The organism is Corynebacterium sp. KPL2680 (genome assembly GCF_040225675.1).
GTDB lineage: Bacteria > Actinomycetota > Actinomycetes > Mycobacteriales > Mycobacteriaceae > Corynebacterium > Corynebacterium rhinophilum.
Window position 1 is genome coordinate 1 of record NZ_JBEHFM010000051.1, and the last position, 1,793, is coordinate 1,793.

General features: G+C 58.9%; 2 protein-coding genes, 2 tRNA genes and 1 pseudogene. 2 read left to right on the plus strand and 3 right to left on the minus strand.

Annotated elements, in window-relative coordinates:
- Positions 1–63 precede the first annotated feature (63 nt).
- The 3 genes and pseudogenes from ABRP66_RS11555 to ABRP66_RS11565 form a co-directional block, all read right to left on the minus strand.
- Entirely contained in the window at positions 64–474 is a 411-nt protein-coding gene (locus tag ABRP66_RS11555) for an iron chelate uptake ABC transporter family permease subunit (protein ID WP_349838702.1), read from the minus strand.
- Positions 475–538: 64 nt separating this feature from the next.
- A pseudogene (locus tag ABRP66_RS11560) lies at positions 539–658 on the minus strand (iron ABC transporter permease); the annotation flags it as partial.
- A gap of 458 nt (positions 659–1,116) precedes the next feature.
- A complete protein-coding gene (locus ABRP66_RS11565) occupies positions 1,117–1,449 on the minus strand; it encodes a metal-sensitive transcriptional regulator (protein ID WP_023023790.1) in 333 nt (110 codons plus the stop codon).
- An 82-nt stretch (positions 1,450–1,531) separates the two neighbouring features.
- Here ABRP66_RS11565 and ABRP66_RS11570 point away from each other — a divergent pair.
- Positions 1,532–1,607 (plus strand) — tRNA-Glu (locus tag ABRP66_RS11570).
- Positions 1,608–1,642: 35 nt separating this feature from the next.
- Positions 1,643–1,716: transfer RNA gene (locus ABRP66_RS11575), tRNA-Asp, on the plus strand.
- Positions 1,717–1,793 lie beyond the last annotated feature (77 nt).

Genomic DNA, 1,793 nt, shown 5'->3' on the forward strand with positions numbered 1-1,793 from the left:
TCCTGAAAAAGAAAAGCAAAAGGAACGCAGACAAACATAACCTGCCCCTGCACAGGGGCAGAGTTACGAATCCTGGGCTCCTTCAAGCGGAACTGCTAACAACGTAATGGGGAGCGCCATGCCCACCGTAAGGAAGGGCAGGACGCTGCGGATATCCCCGAAGGTCACGCTTGCGGTGGAACCCACACCCCAGTGTCGAACCGCATCGAAGGTGGTGGGGTCGATGAGGGTGAGGAAGCTCGTAAGTCCCGTAAGTACCGCGCCCAGCGTCACACCTGCGAGGACGAGCGTAGCGGGGTGAACGGTACCTCCGCTTGCCGCCCCCTCGAGGTAGACGAACACGGTGGTGGCAGCCGCGTCGAGGAACGCGAACCAGATGTAGCCGGTGACACTGCTGAGCCCGAAGAACCCCACGCCGAGAGTGACGGCGAAGCCCGCACCCGCATTGACGTCGAGAATGCCGGGGTCGGCCAGGGGTGCGGGTGATCGCCTGAATAAGAGCGTCCACCACGCCGAAGCCGATTCCTGCCAGGCTCGCTACGAGCGTGCGTGGCCAGCGTTGCTTCCACACAATGCTAATGGCCTGCGCGTCTCCTTGGTGGTGTAGTGCCTCCCACACCACGGAGTAGGGCGGGGTGGAGCCGTTGGCGAAGCTCATCGCGATGCTCACGAGAAGGAGCGCGAGGATGAGGAGCAGTCCCCCAAGGCAGCGGGACCGCTGCTACTTGGTGACGCCCGCCTGTGCGGGTGTTGCATGTGCTTCTGCTGTTGGGGGTGCCTTGGGTGGGGAAAGAGAGGTCATTCTGCTAGGCCTTAAAACTCGTAGCGGTTCCATCGAAAGATGGAGTGAACCGATAGTTAGGTTAGCGGTACCTAGTAATTGTGTGGTAATGGCGGGAGTTATAGACCGTGTGGCTGCGCGCCGGGGCTGGGTGGTCTTGCCGATAGCGGGGCTCATTGCTACGAAGATCGCCAGTCAGTCGCAGATGCAGGTGAACACGCCCACGTGGGGGTCTGCCGGGATCACCTCATTTGCAGGGAACCCCATGTCCGGCAAGTTATAAATTCGTGCGCCACAGGGCCCACATCAGGAGCCGCCTTCGGGCGGCTCCTTTTCTAGTTTTTTACCAGCTTCTTAATGGCGTGCATAGCCTCCGCTAGCTTCTCCTTGGCCACCTCGCCGTCCTCGGCCGCCGCACCGGCCACACAGTGCTCTATGTGGTCCTCTAAGAGCGCGAGAGAGACATTCTCTAGTGCGGATGTCACCGCGGAGATTTGGGTGATGATATCGATGCAGTACTGGTCCTCATCGACCATGCGGTGAATCCCGCGCGCTTGGCCTTCGATGCGCTTCAGGCGCGCCAGATAACGTGCTTTGCTCTTACTATCGGCGTTGTATCCGTGGATATCCGGCTCGTGGCAGGAACAGGTTTTTTGCTGCTCAGACATGGTTAAAACTCCTTCTGGGGGAGCGATTTTGTTTCTTGGTGATGTCTCCAGTATATTTCTAGAAGTCGCCAAGAAGCGACTGGCCCCCATCGTCTAGCGGCCTAGGACACTGCCCTTTCACGGCAGCGGCACGGGTTCGAATCCCGTTGGGGGTACCAACACCATCGTGTTGGTACGAAATAATTTCTCATTTGGCCTTGTGGCGCAGTTGGTTAGCGCGCCGCCCTGTCACGGCGGAGGTCGCGGGTTCAAGTCCCGTCAAGGTCGCATTGTCATGAGTCGCGACATGCTTGACAGGTCAGTCGCGACATAGTTGACAAACCGGCATCTCAGTCGTTTTTGTT

Excerpts from the sequence above, each read along its gene's own strand:
- ABRP66_RS11565 (WP_023023790.1), bottom strand. The coding sequence starts at position 1,449 with ATGTCTGAGCAGCAAAAAACCTGTTCCTGCCACGAGCCGGATATCCAC.